Raw genomic sequence first — 17,138 nt, 5'->3', positions numbered from 1 at the left:
CCGAGGAATCTCCATCCATGCCCAACGCCAAAGTGGCAGCACCCCGCAGCGCAGCGCGCAAGCCTTTGTCCAAGCCGACACCCGTGAAGGCACCGGTACCGTCAGACGCTGACGGCGCCGCAGCGTCGCCGTGGGCGCCCGTGTCGCACCGCGAACAGCAGCGCGAGGCCAAGCGCCATGCCGTGCTGCAGGCAGCGGCGCAGCTGTTCAACGAGCGCGGGTTTCACGCCACCTCGCTCGACGACATCGCCGCACGGCTGAACGTGACCAAGCCCACGCTGTACTACTACGTGAAGAACAAGGACGAGATCCTGCTGCAGTGTGTGCGCCAGGGCCTGGACATGATGCTCGCGGGCATCGAGGCCTCGCGCGCTGCGGGCGGCCAGGCCATCGATCAGCTTGTCACCTGCATGCAGGTGTACGCGCGCATCGTCACGCAGGACTTCGGCATGTGCCTGATCCGCGTGGGCGACGAGCAGCTGCCCCCCCAGAGCCGCAAGGAGCTGCGCCGCCTGAAGTCCGCCATCGACCAGGAGTTCCGCCGCCTCGTGGCCGAGGGCGTGGCCGAAGGGTCGCTGCAGCCTTGCGACCCCAAGATGACGGCCTTTGTGATTGCAGGGGCGCTCAGCTGGATCGGCCGCTGGTACCAGCCCGGTGGCGAATACACGCCCGAGCAAGTGGCGCAGCAGTGCATTGCGACGCTGTGTGACGGCGTGTTGCGGCGGCCTGCGGACAACACTGCGCTGGGCGCCGCTGCCGTACCCACCCCTAAACGCAGGGCGGCGGGCAGCAAAGCCAGGACCGCTGTCCGGCCCAGCGGGGGCTGATGCGCCTCGGCAGGTTGAAATTCAAGCAAAATTGGCATCTAACGATTGATGGATAAGCGCGAGCAGCTATTTGTTTGATAGCGTTTTGCGCGGTATCTTGTGGTTGCTGTGTTCTGCCTGCCCCGCCGCCAGGTCATCCAATATCGGGCAGTCAGGCCGGTCGTTGCCCTTGCAGCAGGCCACCAGCGTTTGCAGGCTGCGCTGCATGGCCTGCATCTGGGCGATGCGTTCGCTCAGGTCGTCGATGTGCTGCTGGGCGATGCGTTTGACCTGGCTGCTGGCGCGGCTGCGGTCGTGCCACAGGCCCAGCAGCTCGGCGATCTCTTCCATCGAGAAGCCCAGGTCGCGGCTGCGGCGGATGAAGTGCAGGGCGTGCACGTCGGCCTCGGTGTACTGGCGGTAGCCGCTGTCGGTGCGTGCCACGCCAGTGATGAGGCCCAGCGATTCATAGTGCCGCACCATGCGCGCCGAGATGCCTGCACGCCGGGCGGCGACGCCGATGGGCGCGGGCCAGGTGGTGGCGGGGGGCTCGGCTGGTTTTCCAGGCGTGGGGGCCGGGGTGGTGCGTGCGTGCTGGGGCGTTGGCATTGTCATGGTGGGCCCTTTGTGGGGAGGGGGCAGTAGTGCGTGTTCGCGTTCATCCATCGCAACCGTTCGGGCTGAGCGTGTCGAAGCCTCGCGCGGCGCTTCGACGGGCTCAGCGTGAACGGGTTGAGATTTTTGAGTACATACCCGTATCAGGCGGCTACGGTGTAGCCTTCTTCGGCAATGGCGGCGGCCAGGGCTTCGCGGGGGGCGGTGCTGTCCACGTCCACCTTGCCGCTGGCGCGGTCGATGCGCACCTGGGCGGAAGGGTCTACCTGCTGCACGGCCTGGGTGACGGCGCGCTCGCAGTGGCCGCAGGTCATGCCCTGCACTTGGAGAGTCGTGGTGGTGGTTGCCATGGGATGTCCTTGGTAAGGTTGGAAGGAAGGCCGTTGCATCGACCCGTTCGAATCATGAAGCTTGACATCGTGGCAGAGTCAAACGCCGTGCAAGACACTCATGATGTGAGGGTTGATCAGAATCAATGCTTGACCTTGCCATCACGTCAAGGATCACCATCCCCGCCATGAACACCTCCACCATCACCCCTTCCGTTACTTCCTCCGAGGCAATGCATTCGCTGGACCTGGGCATTTCCGGCATGACCTGTGCAAGCTGTGTGGGCCGTGTGGAGCGCGCGCTGCGCAAGGTGCCGGGCGTGCAGGAGGCCTCGGTCAACCTGGCGACCGAGTCTGCCCGCATTGCCTTTGTCACGCAGGTGGGCGCTGACGCCACTGCCATGGAGGCGGTGCTGCGCCGCGCGGTGCGCAATGCGGGCTACGAGCCACGTGCGGCGGGGCAGGAGGACGCGCCCGAGGATCTGTCGCCCTGGGCCGGCTTTTTACCCGTGGGCATCGGGCTGCTGCTGTCGGCGCCGCTGGTGCTGCCTATGGTGGGCGACCTGTTCGGCCAGCACTGGATGCTGCCCGCCTGGGTGCAGTTTGTGCTGGCCACGCCGGTGCAGTTCATCCTGGGGGCACGGTTTTACAAGGCGGGCTGGCATGCGGCCAAGGCGCTGAGCGGCAACATGGATTTGCTGGTGGCGCTGGGCACCAGTGCGGGCTGGGGCCTGTCGGTGTGGCTGTGGCTCACGGCCCCCACAGACCACCCGGGGCATGTGCCGCATCTGTACTTTGAAGCCTCGGCCGTGGTGGTCACGCTGGTGCTGCTGGGCAAGTGGCTGGAGGCGCGCGCTAAGCGCCAGACCACGGCCGCCATCCGCGCGCTGCATGCGCTGCGGCCGGATGTGGTGCACCTGCTGAGCAAACAGGGCGAGGTGGATGTGCCGGTGGCCGAAGTGCTGGTGGGCGACCAGCTGGTGGTGCGGCCGGGCGAGCGCATCCCCGTGGATGGCACGGTGCATGAGGGCCACACGCAGGTGGACGAATCCATGCTGACGGGCGAGCCCCTGCCCGTGGCGCGTGATGTGGGCGCGGCGCTCACGGGCGGTTCGATCAATGGCGATGGCCGCATCGTGATGGCGGTGACGGCCGTGGGCGCCGAGACGGTGCTGGCCCAGATCATCCGGCTGGTGGAAGACGCCCAGGCGGCCAAGGCGCCGATTCAGCGGCTGGTGGACCAGGTGTCGGCCATCTTCGTGCCCGTGGTGCTGGTGGTGGCGCTGGCGACGCTGCTGGGCTGGCTGTGGATGGGTGTGGGTGTGGAGGCTGCGCTGATCCATGCCGTGGCGGTGATGGTGATTGCCTGCCCCTGTGCACTGGGCCTGGCCACACCGGCGGCCATCATGGCGGGCACGGGCGTGGCGGCCAAACACGGCATTCTGATCAAGGACGTGCAGGCGCTGGAGCTGGCCCACAAGGTGGATGTGGTGGCTTTTGACAAGACCGGCACGCTGACCGTGGGCCAGCCCCGGCTGACGGCGTTTGAGGTGATGCCAGGCCTCGGCGATGCGGCCGTGATGGCGGCGGTGGCGGCCGTGCAAAGCGGCAGCGAACACCCGCTGGCGCGTGCCGTGGTGTCGGCTGCGGGCGAGCGGCAGATCAACGTGGCCACAGCGCAGGACGTGCGCGCCGTGCCCGGGCGCGGCACCGAGGGTGAGGTGGACGGCCAGAGCTACCTGGTGGGCAGCCTGCGCTGGATGCAGGAGCTGGGGGTGGACCTGGGTGCGCTGGCGGCGCGGGCGCAGCAGTTGCAGAACGAGGGAGCCACTGTGTCGGCTGTGGCCCAGCGCGTGACGGAAGGGTTGTTGAGCGGCGCACGGCCGCCCGAAGCCGCGAAGGCCCCCTTGGGGGCAGCGAGGACACGCCAGTGCCGAGCGTGGGGGCCCACTATGTCTTGCGGGCCCTGATGGCTTTTGGCGACGAACCCAAGCCCGGTGCGCGCGAGGCGCTGGCGGCACTGAAGGCGCGTGGCATCCGCACCGTGATGATTTCGGGTGACAACCGCGGCGCGGCCGAGGCCATGGCCCGGCGCCTGGGGCTGGACCCCGACGCGGGCGAGGTGATGGCCGAGGTGCTGCCGGGTGACAAGGCCGCCAAGGTGGCTGCGTTGCAACAGGGCACCGATGGCAAGCACCATGAGCGCCGCCGGGCCGCCCCAAGGCGCGAAGACCCCCTCGGGGGGCAGGGACCCAGCGCAGCGGCGGAGCGTGGGGGCCACATTGTCGCGATGGTGGGCGACGGCGTTAACGATGCCCCGGCCCTCGCGGCAGCGGATGTGGGCATGGCCATGGGCAATGGCACCGACGTGGCCATGCATGCGGCGGGCATCACGCTGATGCGGGGCGACCCGATGCTGGTGGCAGCCGCCCTGGACATCTCGCACCGCACGGTGATGAAGATCCGCCAAAACCTGTTCTGGGCGTTTGCATACAACGTGGCGGGGATTCCGCTGGCGGCGCTGGGCTACCTGAGCCCGGTGGTGGCGGGGGCGGCGATGGCGCTGAGTTCGGTGAGCGTGATGGCAAATGCCCTCCTACTCAAGCGCTGGCGCATGTGATAAACACGTACGACCCTGCCATGGATGTCTGGCACACTGCAACGTTTTGTTGCAAGTCGGCGGCGCCCAGGGGACCGGCGGCCTGTGTGCACATCCCCATCTGAAGGACGACAGATCATGAACCTTTTTTCGCTCATGCGGCAGTTCACCATACGGTTTCGCATGTTGGGCGCCATTGCCGTGGTGCTGGGCCTGCTGGGCCTGCTGGGCGGCGCTGGCATGCTGGGCATGTTCCGCATCCATGCCATGAGCCAGGACTTCATGGACCACTCGTTTGCCGAGGTTGGGTACATGGCCGAGCTGCGGGGTGAGATGGGCGCCATCCGTCAGTTCGAGAAGGACATGATCATCGGCTACGAAAAGCCCGAGGACGTCAAGGCCGCCCACGCCAAATGGCTGGAAAGCCAGGACAAGGCCAAGAAGATTGCCAGCAAGTTCCTGGAAGGCGAGGAAGATTCGGACAACCCGGTGGTGCGCAACATCGTCAAGCGCCTGGACAGCTACCGCGAGCTGTTTGCGCACGTGGCGCGGCAGCTGGAAGCCAGCGGCTATGACACCGCCACCATCGCCAACCGCATGAGCGCAAAGGCCGTGGCCGAATTTGCCGAGGCCGACAAGCTGATGGCCGAGCTGGATACCGTGCTGCGCAGCGAGGTGGCCAAATCGGTGGCGGAGCAGGGCCAGGTGTCCAGCGAGACCGAGTGGCTGTTTGTGCTGGCGGTGCTGATCACCGTGGTGGTGGTGGTGCCCACCACGCTGATGAACATGAACTCCATCTGCCGCCCGCTGGAAGACGCACGCAAGATGGCGCAGGCGATTGCAGGCGGCGACCTGTCGCAGCACATTGCCGCCGAGGGCAAGGACGAAGTGGCCGACCTGCAGCGCGCACTGCGCGACATGCAGCAGGGCCTGGGCGCGCTGGTGGCGCAGGTGCGGGACGCCAGCGGCAACATCGCCACCGCCAGCCAGGAGATCGCCACCGGCAATCAGGACCTGTCGCAGCGCACCGAGCAGACGGCCAGCAACGCGCAGGAGGCCGTGTCTTCGCTGTCGCAGCTCACGTCCACGGTGCAGCAGACAGCATCTTCGTCGCAGATGGCCAACCAGCTGGCGGCGTCGGCATCGCAAATGGCCACGCATGGTGGCGGCGTGGTGCAGCAGGCCGTGGCCAGCATGCAGGAGATTTCGGCGTCCAGCCGCAAGATTGGCGACATCATCGGGCTGATCGATTCGATTGCCTTCCAGACCAACATCCTGGCGCTGAACGCGGCGGTGGAGGCTGCCCGTGCAGGTGAGCAGGGCCGCGGCTTTGCCGTGGTGGCCAGCGAGGTGCGCAGCCTGGCCCAGCGAAGCGCGGCGGCGGCCAGCGACATCAAGGGCCTGATCCAGAGCAGCGTGACGGCCGTGGACGGCGGCGTGCGCCATGTGGAAGAAGCGGGCACGGCGATGAAGGACATCGTGGGCAGCGTGCAGCGCGTGGGCGACATCATTGGCGAGATCACCGCCGCGGCGTCCGAGCAGTCGGCCGGTATCGGTCAGGTGAACAGCTCGGTGGGCGAGATCGACCGCATGACGCAGCAGAATGCTGCGCTGGTGGAAGAGTCTGCCGCTGCGGCCGACTCGCTGCGCGAGCAGGCCGCACGCCTTTCGCAGGTGGTGCAGCAGTTCCGTCTGGCGGATTCGACAGGGCACGCTTACGCGGGCCCCGGGGCCACGGGCGCAGCACCGCCGGCCCGCCCGGCGCAGGCCCTGGGCGCCCACGCGGCCCAGCCCCGGCTTGCGGGCTGATACCTGACGCGCCGCACTGCGGTGAAAAAGTAGCCCCGCTGGCTCCGTCTGCGGGGCTTTCTTTATGGGAGAGGGTGGCCGGTTTATTGACCTGCGTCATGGGTTGGCCGCTTCCTGCATGGCAATCTCGGGGCCTGTGCCTAACCGGGGAGCGCGCCATGTCGTCCATCTGTCTGCGAACCATTCGTGAGGAGCATGCGTCGCTGGCGGCGGTGCTGCAGTCGTTGCACCTGATGCTGGACCAGGGCCCGGGCGACGAGCCCGCGGCGTTCTTTGACGTGATGCGGGCCATGCTGTTCTACATCGACGAGTTTCCAGAGCGCCAGCACCACCCCAAGGAGTCGCAGTGGCTGTTCCCCAAGGTGGCCGAGCGCTCACCCCAGGCGGCAGAGGCCATTGCCCAGCTGGAGCGCGACCACGAAGGCGGCGAGGCGGCGGTGCGTGAGCTGCAGCACCTGCTGCTGGGCTGGGAGCTGATGGGCGATGCGCGCCGCGAGGCGTTTGCCCAGGCGCTGGAGCGCTACATCCGCTTTTACCTGGAGCACATGCGCCTGGAAGAAACCGTGGTGCTGCCCGCCGCGCAGGAATCCCTGCAGCCGGGCGACTGGGCTGCCATCGACGCGGCCTTTGCCAGCAACACCAACCCGCTGGCCCCGGGCAAGCCGCGCGACGCGGCGTATGACCGGCTGTTCACGCGCATCGTGATGCGGGCGCCGAGCCCGATAGGCTTAGGTTCACCCCCCTGAGCGGCTTCGCCGCTTCCCCCGCTCTCGCTACGCGGGCAGGGGGACGCCGCCAGCGTGGCGGGGCGGCCCTTGTGCGGCGGCCCGCGCTAGGCCAGCGCCAGTTTCCACCGGCGCGTGAACCCGGACGCGGCACTCCGTTTTTGCCTGCTCAGGCACCCAGTGCCGGATAGTCCGTATACCCCTCGGCCCCGCCGCCATACAGCGTGGCGCGGTTCACCTCGTTGAGCGGGGCGTTGGCCTTCAGGCGCGCCACCAGGTCGGGGTTGGCGATGAAGGGGCGGCCAAAGGCCACGATGTCTGCGCCGTGGGCCAGGGCGGCATCGGCCAGTTCGCGGGTGTAGGCGTTGTTCACCATCCAGGCACCCTTGCCACCGGCTGCGCGGTAGGCGGCCTTGAGGGCGGCGTAGTCAAACGGGCGGCCTTCCACCTCGCGCGGGCCGCCGGTGGCGCCTTCGATGATATGGAGGTAAGCCAGGCCGAGCGGCGCCAGCTCACGCACCACGTGGTCGAACAGGGTTTGCGGGTCGGCGTCCACGATGTCGTTGGCGGGGGTGACGGGCGACAGGCGGATGCCGGTGCGGCCGCCGCCGATTTCCTCGACGATGGCACGGGTCACTTCCAGCAGCAGGCGGGCGCGGTTGGCGATGCTGCCGCCGTAGTCGTCGGTGCGCTGGTTGGCTCCGGTCTTGAGGAACTGGTCGATCAGGTAGCCATTGGCCGCGTGGATTTCCACACCGTCAAAACCCGACGCAATGGCGTTGCGCGCGGCGTGGCGGTAGTCCTGCACGATGCCGGGGATCTCTTCGGCATCGAGCGCGCGGGGCATGGAGGTGTCGGTGAAGGTGGGCACGCCGTCCTTGATCAGCACGGTCTTGGTGTGGGCGCGGACGGCCGAGGGGGCCACGGGGTGGGAGTTGCCCGGCTGCAGGTCGGTGTGCGAGACACGGCCCACGTGCCACAGCTGCACCACGATCTTGCCGCCGGCGTCGTGCACGGCGCGGGTCACTTTCTTCCAGCCATCCAGCTGCTCGGTGCCGTACAGGCCGGGCACATCGGCATAGCCCTGGGCTTGCGGGCTGATGGCCGTGGCCTCGGAAATGATGAGGCCGGCGCTGGCGCGCTGTGCGTAGTAGGTGGCGACCAGGTCGGTGGGGATGGCCTCGGGCGAGCGGTTGCGCGTAAGCGGCGCCATGGCAATGCGGTTGGCCAGTTGGAGGTCGCCTGCACGGGTGGGTTCAAACAAAGAGGTCATGACGGGGGTCCTGTAAAGCAATGTGCGAAAAGTGCAGCCCTCCAGCTTAATGCTGCAGCGCAAAGCGTGCAGTGCACTGGCGTCAACAAAAGCAATGGTTTTGTGTTAGCCCGTCATGGCCGTGCCAGCAGCACCGCAGGCGTTGCATGAGAATGGGTCGCCATGTCTTTTTCACCGCCTATTGCTCCGACCCCCGTCTCCCCGTTGCGCAGCCTGTGGCTGGCTGTGGCCTTGTCGATGGGTGCGGCCATCTCGCTGGGCATCACGCGGTTTGCCTATGCCTTGCTGTTGCCACCCATGCGCGAAGACCTGGGTTGGTCGTACACGCTGGCGGGCGGCATGAACACGGTGAACGCGCTGGGCTACCTGCTGGGCGCCCTGGCCACGCCCCTGCTGTTGCGGCGCGTGGCTCCCGGGGCGGTGCTGCTCGTGGGCGCCGTGATGGCCACGGTGTTCATGGGCCTGAGCGGATTTTTCACGCAGGCAACACCTCTGCTGGTGCAGCGCCTGCTGGCCGGTGGGGCCAGCGCGCTGGTTTTCATTGCGGGCGGCTTGCTGGCGGCGCGGCTGGGTGCCCAGGTGCCGGGGCGCAGCGGCTTGCTGCTGGGCCTGTATTACGGCGGCACGGGCTGGGGCATCAGCCTGTCGGCCTTGCTGGTGCCTGCGGTGCTGGGCGTGGCGCCTGCGCCGCATGGCTGGACCTGGGCCTGGTGGGCGCTCGCGCTGGCTTGTGTTGCGGCCACGGCGGTGCTGCTGTGGCCCGCGCGGGTGTTGCACGGGCTGGCGGCACCCGTGGCCGCCGCGCCCGGAACCACACCGGCGGCTGCAGTGCCCGACCGCGTGCGCTGGCGGGCGCTGGCCCCAGCGCTGCTGGGCTACGGCCTGTTCGGTGTGGGCTACATCGGCTACATGACGTTTGTGGTGGCGCTGCTGCGCGAGCAGGGCCGGGGTGCGGGCGAGGTGACGCTGTTTTATGCCCTGCTGGGGCTGGCCGTGGTGCTGTCGTCGCGCATCTGGGCCGGGCTGCTGGACCGCAGCCGGGGCGGTGAGGCACTGGCGCGCCTGAATGCGCTGCTGGGCGTGGCCACCATCCTGCCTGCCATCACGGGCGCATGGCCGGTGGTGCTGGCGTCGGGTCTGCTGTTTGGCGGGGTGTTTTTGTCGGTGGTGGCATCGACCACGGCGCTGGTGCGGCACAACCTGCCGCAGGCGCTGTGGGCCAGCGGCATCAGCGCGTTCACCATCGTGTTTGCGGCCGGGCAGATTGTGGGGCCCACGGTGGTGGGCTGGATTGCCGATGGCCCTGGAGGCCTGGCGCGCGGGCTGGTGTTCTCGGCCTGCGCGTTGTGGGTGGGGGCGCTGGTGGCGTGGCGGCAAAAGCCGCTGTAGCGCAACTGGAGTTTTGGCCGTGCGTCGAACTGCGTGCTCCCAATCGATACTGGCGGGGCCTAGGCCAGGAACGCCGAGCAAGGGCCGCCCCGCAGCGAGGGCGTTGTCCCCCTGCCCGCGTAGCGAGAGCGGGGGGAAGGCGCGCAGCGCCTCAGGGGGTGTCCCTATTTCAGCAAGCCTTCCGCCTTCATGGCCGCCTGAACTGCGGGGCGGGCACCCACGCGTTCACGGTAGGCCGCCAGGTTCGCGAGGCCGGAGATGTCGAGCTTGGTGGGCTGGGTCCAGTTGGTCACGGTGAACAAGTAGCCGTCGGCCACGGTGAACTGGTCGCCCATCAGGTACTGCTTGCCGGCGAGCTGGCTGTCGACCCACTGCAGGCGCTGCAGCAGGCGCTCGCGCACCATGGGCTTGTAGTCCTCGGGGGTGGCGGGGTTGAACAGGGGGCTGAAGCCCTTGTGCAGCTCGGTGCCGATGAAGGTCAGCCACTCTTGCAGGCGGTAGCGCGCCAGTGTGCCGTTGGCGGGGGCCAGTTGCTTGTCGGGCACCTGGTCGGCAATGTATTGCACGATGGCCGGGCCTTCGCGCAGGCGCTCGCCGTTGTCCAGCTCCAGCACGGGCACGTAGCCCAGCGCATTGATGGTGTAGAAGTCGGTGCCGTCCTGCAGCTTGTGGCTTTTGGTGCTGGCCAGCACGGGGGTGTAGGCCAGGCCGGCCTCTTGCAGGGCGATGTGGGGAGACAGGGAGCAGGCGCCGGGGGAGTAGTAGAGCTTCATGGATCGGTCCTTGAAAACGGTCGGGAACCGCCGATGCTATGCGCTGTGCAGCTTTCTTGCTGGCGGCCTAAGTTGCACAGGCCGCCGGAGGCGGAAACTGGCACGGCCCAAGTCAGTGCCGCCGTGCAAGGGCCGCCCCGCCGCGCGGGCGGCATCCCCTTGGGGGCTGAGGGCCGCGGCTCCAAGCCTGCCTGCGCAGGCTTGGACGTGATCGAAGAGCTGGCGCCTCTGGCGGCGGCACCGCGGCGCCGAAGGCGACACAGGGGGGTTAGGTGTCGTAGCCTGGAAGGTCGCGCTGCACCTTGCGCAGCAGCGCGGGCCACGCAAAGGCGCCGCCCAGGCCGCCGGTCTGCACGCGCATGGCCTGGGCCACGCCGCTCACGATCTGCGGGTTCACCTGTGTCAGTTCGCCACCGGCCTGCGCGTCAATCTGGATGCGGCAGGTGTTCTCAAACGTGTACATCGACAAGAACGCATCGGCAATCGTCTTGCCCACGGTGAGCAGCCCATGGTTGCGCAGCATGAGGAAGTTGGCCTCGCACAGGTCGGCCTGCAGGCGCGGCTTTTCTTCGTCGCGGAAGGCCACGCCTTCGTACTCGTGGTACGCCAGCGAGCCCAGCACAAAGGTGCTTTGCTGGCTGATGGGCAGCACGCCGCCCTTTTGCGCGCTGACGGCCACGCCGGCGCGGGTGTGGGTGTGCAGCACGCAGCCCGCCTCGGGCCGGGCCTCGTGCACGGCGCTGTGGATCACAAAGCCCGCCGGGTTCACCGGAAAGGGCGAGTCGTGCAGCTTGTTGCACGCCATGTCCACCTTGATCAGGCTCGACGCCGTGATCTCGTCGAACATCAGGCCGTAGGGGTTGATGAGGAAATGGTGCTCGCCCGGGCCCGACACCGACTCGGGCAGCTTGGCGCTGATGTGGGTGAAGACCAGGTCGCTCCAGCCGTACAGCGCAACAAGCCGGTAGCAGGCGGCCAGGTCGCAGCGCAGCTGCCATTCTTCGGGGCTGACGCTGCCCTGCAGCGAGGGGATGGTGAGCATGGGTGGTGTCTCCGCTGTCTGTGTTGATTGTGGGAGGCACCACTGTAGGCCGATGGGGCGCGGGCGACTGTCAGGCAGGCTACACAGGCGCCAGTCGCATGGGCCGCGCGACGTATAAAATGATAGCTGCCAGCGCTTGCTGAATAAGCGCTAACGGCCATTTTGGCTTGAAATTTACACGGCCGGTGCTTCTGGAATCGGCGCGCGCATGCCTGCGTTGACCAGGTTCCAGGCATTGATCACGCCCACGGCAAACCCCAGCTCGGAGATTTCTGCTTGGCTGAACACGGCTTGCAGCCTGGCGAATTCCTCATCGCTTGCGTCGCTGTTGGGTGTGGGGGTCAGGATCTCGGCCCAGCGCAGTGCGGCGCGGTCGCGGTCGCTGAAGAACGGCGCCTCGCGCCAGCCGGCCACCGCGTTCAGGTGGCGTGGCTCCATGCCGTTCTTTACCAGCACATGCCAGTGCATGTCCATGCAGTACGCGCAGCCGTTGATTTGCGACACGCGCAGAAACACCAGCTCGGCCAGGCGCGTGCCCAGCGGGCCTTTCTTGATGGTTTCGGACAGGTTCACCAGGCCCATGAAGGCCTTGGGCGACAGCTGGTGGTAGGCGAGGCGGGCGGTGTGCTGGGCCATGGAAAACTCCTGGAGGGTTGGAAAGACAACAAGCTGCTCTGGAAGAAGCCGCAGCGAACGGGCTGTTGCCGCTTTCCATACCCTTCAAGACGTTGCGCAGTGCGCGGTTGTGACAGCGTGGCTTTTAAAAACCGTCGCTTCTTTGGCGCCAGTGTTCGTGTTCGTCCAGCACCGCAGGCACCCGCGTCAGCTTGTCCGGGTTGCGCACTGCATGGATCGCCACGATGCGCTCGCCATCCGTCACAAAAGCCTGCACCGAGTCGAGGCGGCCATTGGCGTAATGCAGCAGACCCGGCTCGCCGTTGATGAGCGCCATGCGATAGACCAGCTGCGCGCCCAGGCGGCGGTGTTGCGCCCAGTACAGCATGGCAATGCGAAACCTACCCACCAGGGGTTGGGGGAACGCGGCAACCTTGCCGCCCCCATCGCCGATGAGCTGCGCGTCTTCGCTCAGCAGTGCCTCGATGGCGTTGTGATCGCCGCTGTGGGCGGCTTGCATGAAGCGCTGCAGCAGCTGGTGGTGCACCTTGCGCGGCACATCAAAACGCGTGCGTGCCTGTTGCACCCGCTCGCTGGCGCGGTGCACCGTCTGGCGACAGGCGGCCTCGGTCTTGCCCAGATGCGCGGCGATCTCGGGGTAGTCGTAGTCAAACACCTGGCGCAGTAAAAAGGCCGCGCGCTCTTCGGGGCCCAGGCGCTCGAGCACGTACAAAAAGGCCACGGACAACTCGCCCGCCAGCTCGGCCGCTGACTCGGGCGTGTTGTGGTGGATGCCGCCGCTGTCTGCGTTGTCGCCCTGCAGCTCCACCAGCGGCTCGGGCAGCCACCAGCCCACATAGGCCTCCCGCTCGGCCTTCAGTGCCCGCAGCCGGTCGATGGCCAGGCGCGTGACCACCGTCACCAGCCAGGCCTCGGCCGACTGCAGCGCAGCCACGTCCTGGCGGCTCCAGCGCAGCCAGGCGTCTTGCAGCACATCCTCGGCATCGGCGCGCACGCCCACCATGCGGTAGGCGATGCCGAACAGGCGGGGGCGCAGGGTGGTGAAAAGATCAGGGGATGTGGGGTTCATCGCGGCGTGGGGGCTTGTGTGCGAAAGGCTGCAAGGCTTTCATCCCAAGACGTGCCAGCCTGGCGCTGTGTGACAGCGTGCGCCGCCAGCTTTTGTTTTGATAGCTACTTGCGCTTATGGGATAAGCGCTGATGCCCATTTGATGCAGCTTTTACGGTGAAGGCCACTTCACCGCGCCCTCGCCAGGTAAGGGCTGCGTCAGCAGCTCCAGCTGCGTGAGATAGGCCAAGGCCTGCGCATTGTTTGTGCCGCACATCTCGACAGAAGGCATCAGCCCCCCGCACACCGCTGGTCGCTCTGGCTGCCCAAAAATGCGGCAGCGTGCATCGTCCCCCAGTTGAATGCAACGCACCCCCGCAGGCTTGCCCAGTGGCATGCCAGGGATGGGTGAGCTGATCGACGGGGCGATGCAGCAGGCGCCACAGCCGGGGCGGCAGTTCATGGGCTGTGCGGCCCTAAGCAGCGGCGGTGGGCTGCAGGCGGGTGGCGGCCCACAGCACCTGGTCCACCACGGCACGCACGCGGTCGCGGTGGGCGGGCTGGATGAGGGCGCCACTGTCGTCAAACGCGCTGCCCGCCGCGCCCAGGGCAAAGGCCTTGGGCGCTAGCCAGCATTCCAGGTTGATCAGCAGGGGCGCCAGGTGGCTTTGGGAGCGCAGCCCGCCCAGCCCGCCGGGCGACGCGCTGAGCATGCCCACCACCTTGCCGCGAAAGCTCTTGGTGCCGTCCTGCCAGTCGGGGTTGCCCTTCACGGGGCTGGAGGCCCAGTCGATGGTGTTCTTGAGCAGGGCCGTGTAGCTGCCGTTGTACTCGGGCGAGCAGATGATCCAGGCGGGGTGTTGCCAGAGGATTTCCTTGAGCCGGATCACATCGGCGGGCGTGCCCTGGGCTTCGAGGTCGGCGTTGTACAGCGGAATGTTGAAATCAGATAGCTCCAGCAGCGTGACGCTGGCACCCGCGTCGCGCGCGATGGCGGCGGTGGCGTGGGCCAGTTTGCGGTTGAAGGATTGCTGGCGGGTGCTGCCCGCGAAGATGAGAAGTTGGGTCATGCGGCGCATTGGAGCACAAAGCGGTGGCAGGAATACTGCAAGTGAAACACCCTGCAGTGGCAGGTTGTTTCACGTGGAACATGTGGAGGCCGCTCGCGTCGTGACCATGGTTTTGCACAAAAAGCATGCAAAGGTGGGAAAATCGCGGGTTTCCCCCAGCGCCGCCGCCCCCTTGGGGCGTTGCTCGGCCCGTACCTGCAGCCCCTGTCGGATAACGGGCCCCAGCGGGCAGTATTGAAAGACGGGCCATCACCGGCCCCGGAGTGTTCCCCATGTTGTACCCCCAGGAATTTGATGTGATCGTTGTCGGCGGTGGCCATGCAGGCACCGAGGCCGCGCTGGCCGCTGCGCGCATGGGCAGCCGCACGCTGCTGCTCACCCACAACATCGAGACGCTGGGGCAGATGAGCTGCAACCCCAGCATCGGCGGCATCGGCAAGGGCCACCTGGTGAAAGAGGTGGATGCCTTGGGTGGCGCCATGGCGCTGGCCACGGACGAGGGCGGCATCCAGTTCCGCATTCTCAACAGCTCCAAGGGCCCTGCGGTGCGGGCCACGCGGGCGCAGGCCGACCGCATTCTGTACAAGGCCGCCATCCGCCGCATGCTGGAGAACCAGCCGAATCTGTGGCTGTTCCAGCAGGCGGTGGACGACCTGATGGTGGAGGGCGACCGGGTGGTGGGCGCTGTGACGCAGGTGGGCATCCGCTTCCGCAGCCGCACCGTGGTGCTGACGGCGGGCACCTTTCTCGACGGCAAGATCCATGTGGGCCTGAACAACTACGCCGCAGGCCGGGCAGGGGATCCGCCCGCCGTGTCGCTCTCGGCGCGCCTCAAGGAGCTGAAGCTGCCCCAGGGTCGCCTGAAGACCGGCACGCCGCCCCGGCTGGATGGGCGCAGCATTGACTTCTCGAAGTGCACCGAGCAGCCGGGCGACGGCATGCCCGGCGGCGTGAACGAGGGCACGGTGCCCGTATTCAGCTTCATGGGCAATGCACAGATGCACCCCCAGCAGGTGCCCTGCTGGATCACCCACACCAACGAACGCACACACGAGATCATCCGCAGCGGCTTTGACCGCAGCCCCATGTTCACCGGCAAGATTGAGGGCGTGGGCCCGCGCTACTGCCCGAGCGTGGAAGACAAGATCAACCGCTTTGCCGACAAGGACAGCCACCAGATCTTTCTGGAGCCCGAGGGGCTCACCACGCACGAGTACTACCCCAACGGCATCAGCACCAGCCTGCCGTTCGACATCCAGTACGAGCTGGTGCGCAGCATGCCGGGGCTGGAAAACGCGCACATCCTGCGCCCCGGCTACGCCATCGAATACGACTACTTCGACCCGCGCTCGCTCAAGAGCAGTTTCGAGACGCGCCAGATCCAGGGCCTGTTCTTTGCCGGGCAGATCAACGGCACCACGGGCTACGAAGAGGCGGCAGCGCAGGGCCTGTTCGCCGGCCTGAACGCCGCGCTGCAGTGCCGGGGCGACGCCCCTTGGCTGCCCGGCCGCGACGAGGCCTACTTGGGCGTGCTGGTGGACGACCTGATCACCAAGGGCGTGACCGAGCCCTACCGCATGTTCACCAGCCGGGCCGAGTTCCGCCTGCAGCTGCGCGAGGACAACGCGGACATGCGCCTCACGGAAGTGGGGCGCCAGATGGGCCTGGTGGACGATGCGCGCTGGGATGCCTTCAGCCGCAAGCGCGATGCGGTTTCACGTGAAACAGAGCGCTTGAAGGCCACCTGGGTGAACCCGCGCAACCTGCCTGCCGCCGAGTCGCAACGGGTGCTGGGCAAGAGCATTGAGCACGAATACAACCTGTTCGAGCTGCTGCGCCGCCCCGATGTGAGTTACGCCAACCTGATGTCGATGGACGGTGGCAAATACGCATCGGCCGATGTTTCACGTGAAACCCTGGGCGACCTGAGCGAGCCGGTGGTGGAGCAGGTGGAGATTGCCGCCAAGTATGCGGGCTACATCAACCGCCAGAAGGACGAGGTGGAGCGTGCCGCACACTTCGAGAAGCTGCGCCTGCCGCCCGACCTGGACTACATGCAGGTCACGGCCCTGAGCATCGAGGCGCGCCAGGTGCTCACCCGCCACCGGCCCGAGACCCTGGGCCATGCCTCGCGCATCACGGGCATTACGCCTGCATCGATCTCGCTGCTGATGGTGCATTTGAAGAAGGGTGGGTTCAAGGAGTTCGCCGTGGCACCGGCAACGCCCACCAAGGCAGAAGGCGAAGTGGCAGCATGACGATGACAGTGAGCAACGACACCCTGCGCCAGCAACTGCAGGCTGGAGCAGAGGCTTTGTCTCTGGGTTTGGCCGATGCCCAGATCACGCAGTTGATGGACTTCTTGGCGCTGCTGCAAAAGTGGAACAAGGTCTACAACCTGACCGCCGTGCGTGACCCGCAGGAGATGATGACGCACCACCTGCTGGACAGCCTGGCCGCCGTGGCGCCGCTGCGCAGGCATGTGGCGGGCCTGCAGCAGGGTGGGGCGGTGACAGCGGTGAAACTGCTGGATGTCGGGTCGGGCGGCGGCCTGCCCGGCGTGGTGTTTGCCATTTGCTGCCCGGATGTGGATGTGAGCTGCGTGGACACCGTGGGCAAGAAGGCGGCGTTCATCCAGCAGGCGTCGGTGGCGCTCAAGCTGCGCAACCTGCACGGCGTGCACGCACGGGTCGAGACGCTGACCACGCCGTTCGATCTCATCAGCTGCCGCGCGTTTGCCTCGTTGCCAGACTTTGTGACCTGGTCACGCAGCGCGCTGGCCGCGCCCCACGGTGTGTGGCTGGCCATGAAGGGCAAACACCCTGAGGATGAAATCGCCGCACTGCCCGCGGATGTGGCGGTGTTTCACGTGGAACAGCTCGCCGTGCCTGGGCTGGATGCGGAGCGCTGCATCGTCTGGATGAAGCCTGTCTGATGGCATCGGCGCTGCGGCGCCGACTTTTCAGCAGCCGGGGCAGGGGGGTCGCGTAAACTCGGCTCCTCACTCGGACGCATCGTTCATCG

15 protein-coding genes and 1 pseudogene are annotated in these 17,138 nt (G+C 67.1%); 7 read left to right on the top strand and 9 right to left on the bottom strand.

Going from position 1 to position 17,138, the window contains the following annotated elements; genetic code table 11:
- Nucleotides 1-17: 17 nt before the first annotated feature.
- Nucleotides 18-827 carry a TetR/AcrR family transcriptional regulator gene (locus KYG_RS09475; RefSeq protein WP_008904665.1) on the top strand — a complete coding sequence of 270 codons (810 nt, stop codon included), beginning with the start codon at nucleotides 18-20 and terminating at the stop codon, nucleotides 825-827.
- Nucleotides 828-893: 66 nt separating this feature from the next.
- Here the strand turns inward: KYG_RS09475 and cueR are convergent, their stop codons facing one another.
- Nucleotides 894-1,415: a Cu(I)-responsive transcriptional regulator gene (gene cueR, locus KYG_RS09470; RefSeq protein ID WP_008904664.1), complete on the bottom strand. Its 522-nt coding sequence runs from the start codon at nucleotides 1,413-1,415 to the stop codon at nucleotides 894-896.
- 149 nt (nucleotides 1,416-1,564) lie between these two features.
- Nucleotides 1,565-1,771 carry a cation transporter gene (locus KYG_RS09465; RefSeq protein WP_008904663.1) on the bottom strand — a complete coding sequence of 69 codons (207 nt, stop codon included), beginning with the start codon at nucleotides 1,769-1,771 and terminating at the stop codon, nucleotides 1,565-1,567.
- Between the two features lie 242 nt (nucleotides 1,772-2,013).
- On the opposite strand from KYG_RS09465, the pseudogene KYG_RS09460 reads away from it, so the two are divergent.
- From KYG_RS09460 to KYG_RS09450, 3 genes and pseudogenes are all read left to right on the top strand, one after another.
- Nucleotides 2,014-4,370 (top strand): annotated as a pseudogene (locus KYG_RS09460) (heavy metal translocating P-type ATPase).
- Nucleotides 4,371-4,487: 117 nt separating this feature from the next.
- A complete protein-coding gene (locus tag KYG_RS09455; RefSeq protein WP_008904662.1) occupies nucleotides 4,488-6,158 on the top strand; it encodes a methyl-accepting chemotaxis protein in 1,671 nt (556 codons plus the stop codon).
- 158 nt (nucleotides 6,159-6,316) lie between these two features.
- Complete coding sequence (locus KYG_RS09450; protein WP_008904661.1) at nucleotides 6,317-6,904, top strand: hemerythrin domain-containing protein; 588 nt, start codon at nucleotides 6,317-6,319, stop codon at nucleotides 6,902-6,904.
- A gap of 148 nt (nucleotides 6,905-7,052) precedes the next feature.
- Here KYG_RS09450 and KYG_RS09445 read toward each other — a convergent pair whose 3' ends face one another.
- A complete protein-coding gene (locus KYG_RS09445; RefSeq protein ID WP_008904660.1) occupies nucleotides 7,053-8,156 on the bottom strand; it encodes an alkene reductase in 1,104 nt (367 codons plus the stop codon).
- Between the two features lie 162 nt (nucleotides 8,157-8,318).
- On the opposite strand from KYG_RS09445, the gene KYG_RS09440 reads away from it, so the two are divergent.
- Nucleotides 8,319-9,545 (top strand): YbfB/YjiJ family MFS transporter, encoded by a 1,227-nt coding sequence (locus KYG_RS09440; protein WP_034693899.1) that lies wholly within the window; start codon nucleotides 8,319-8,321, stop codon nucleotides 9,543-9,545.
- A 164-nt stretch (nucleotides 9,546-9,709) separates the two neighbouring features.
- On the opposite strand, the gene gstA is transcribed toward KYG_RS09440, so the two are convergent.
- The 6 genes from gstA to KYG_RS09410 all read right to left on the bottom strand — a co-directional run bounded on the left by gstA (nucleotide 9,710) and on the right by KYG_RS09410 (nucleotide 14,114).
- On the bottom strand, nucleotides 9,710-10,318 hold the full coding sequence (gene gstA / locus KYG_RS09435; RefSeq protein WP_008904658.1) for a glutathione transferase GstA: 609 nt from the start codon (nucleotides 10,316-10,318) through the stop codon (nucleotides 9,710-9,712).
- 268 nt (nucleotides 10,319-10,586) lie between these two features.
- Nucleotides 10,587-11,360 carry a class II aldolase/adducin family protein gene (locus tag KYG_RS09430; protein WP_008904657.1) on the bottom strand — a complete coding sequence of 258 codons (774 nt, stop codon included), beginning with the start codon at nucleotides 11,358-11,360 and terminating at the stop codon, nucleotides 10,587-10,589.
- Nucleotides 11,361-11,534: 174 nt separating this feature from the next.
- Nucleotides 11,535-11,996, bottom strand: coding sequence for a carboxymuconolactone decarboxylase family protein (locus KYG_RS09425; RefSeq protein WP_008904656.1), 462 nt, complete (start codon nucleotides 11,994-11,996; stop codon nucleotides 11,535-11,537).
- 124 nt (nucleotides 11,997-12,120) lie between these two features.
- Nucleotides 12,121-13,065, bottom strand: a complete 945-nt coding sequence (locus KYG_RS09420) for an RNA polymerase sigma-70 factor (RefSeq protein ID WP_008904655.1) — start codon at nucleotides 13,063-13,065, stop codon at nucleotides 12,121-12,123.
- A gap of 151 nt (nucleotides 13,066-13,216) precedes the next feature.
- The gene (locus KYG_RS25140) at nucleotides 13,217-13,507 is read right to left on the bottom strand and encodes a YkgJ family cysteine cluster protein (RefSeq protein ID WP_008904654.1); all 291 of its coding nucleotides are present in this window, start codon (nucleotides 13,505-13,507) and stop codon (nucleotides 13,217-13,219) included.
- Nucleotides 13,508-13,520: 13 nt separating this feature from the next.
- Nucleotides 13,521-14,114, bottom strand: a complete 594-nt coding sequence (locus KYG_RS09410; protein ID WP_008904653.1) for an NADPH-dependent FMN reductase — start codon at nucleotides 14,112-14,114, stop codon at nucleotides 13,521-13,523.
- 272 nt (nucleotides 14,115-14,386) lie between these two features.
- Here KYG_RS09410 and mnmG point away from each other — a divergent pair, with 272 nt between their 5' ends.
- On the top strand, nucleotides 14,387-16,372 hold the full coding sequence (gene mnmG, locus KYG_RS09405) for a tRNA uridine-5-carboxymethylaminomethyl(34) synthesis enzyme MnmG (RefSeq protein ID WP_008904652.1): 1,986 nt from the start codon (nucleotides 14,387-14,389) through the stop codon (nucleotides 16,370-16,372).
- Nucleotides 16,369-17,049: a 16S rRNA (guanine(527)-N(7))-methyltransferase RsmG gene (rsmG, locus tag KYG_RS09400; protein WP_008904651.1), complete on the top strand. Its 681-nt coding sequence runs from the start codon at nucleotides 16,369-16,371 to the stop codon at nucleotides 17,047-17,049. The genes mnmG and rsmG overlap by 4 nt, the downstream gene beginning before the upstream one ends.
- The last annotated feature ends 89 nt before the right edge of the window (nucleotides 17,050-17,138 follow it).

Origin of the sequence: Acidovorax sp. NO-1 (genome assembly GCF_000238595.1) — a bacterium.
In the GTDB taxonomy this organism is placed as follows: domain Bacteria; phylum Pseudomonadota; class Gammaproteobacteria; order Burkholderiales; family Burkholderiaceae_C; genus Acidovorax.
The sequence above is the reverse complement of the archived record's forward strand: the minus strand, read 5'-3'. Positions and strand labels throughout refer to the sequence as shown.